This is a genomic window from Mesorhizobium sp. M8A.F.Ca.ET.021.01.1.1 (assembly GCF_003998025.1).
Taxonomy (GTDB): domain Bacteria; phylum Pseudomonadota; class Alphaproteobacteria; order Rhizobiales; family Rhizobiaceae; genus Mesorhizobium.
In genome coordinates this window covers 1-681 of the sequence record NZ_RZSJ01001053.1, presented here as the reverse complement: position 1 = coordinate 681, position 681 = coordinate 1, and the positions used below count along the sequence as shown (strand labels likewise).

The 681-nt window shown below is 67.5% G+C and carries 1 protein-coding gene; it reads right to left on the bottom strand.

Features of this window, described 5'->3' with window-relative positions:
- The coding region (locus EOA36_RS36535) for an ATP-binding cassette domain-containing protein (RefSeq protein ID WP_127281319.1) at positions 1-681 on the bottom strand (681 nt) is incomplete at both ends.

Genomic DNA, 681 nt, shown 5'->3' with positions numbered 1-681 from the left:
CCCGGCGCAGCGTGCCCGAGGGAATGTAGGGACGCTGCGGCAGCATGAACATGCGCTTGCCGGGGTGGAAATCGACGCTGCCGCCGCCCCACGGCCACAGGCCCGCTATCGCCCGCACCAGCGTGCTCTTGCCCGAACCGGATTCGCCGGCCACCAGCAGCCGCTCGCCCGGCTGGATCACGACCTCGGTTTCCTTGACCACGGCGGTGCCGTCATCGAGCGACACCGAGAGATTGTTGAGGCTCAGCATCGTGTCATCCTTGGTCTCGCCGCGATTGATGCGTCCGAGCGCGTCGCTCTCTTCCGCGCGTTCGAGCCCGTCGAGCGACATCATCAGCGAGGCGATGCGCCGTGCCGAGGCGTTCCAGTCGGCGAGACGCGGGTAGTTGTCGACCAGCCATCCGAACGCGCCCTGCACGATGGCAAAGGCGGACGCCGCCTGCATGACCTGACCAAGCGACATCGATCCGTCGAGGAATTTTGGCGCACACAAAAGCACCGGCACCACCGGCGCGAACAGGCTCGACCCCTGCGACACCAGAGCCGTGCGCATGTGCTGGCCGGCAAGCATCGCCCACCGCTTCAGCACGCCGGCGAAGGTCCTGTCGATGCCGCTGCGCTCCTCCTCCTCGCCGCCGAGCAAGGCGATGCTCTCGCCGTTTTCACGCACGCGCGTCAGCG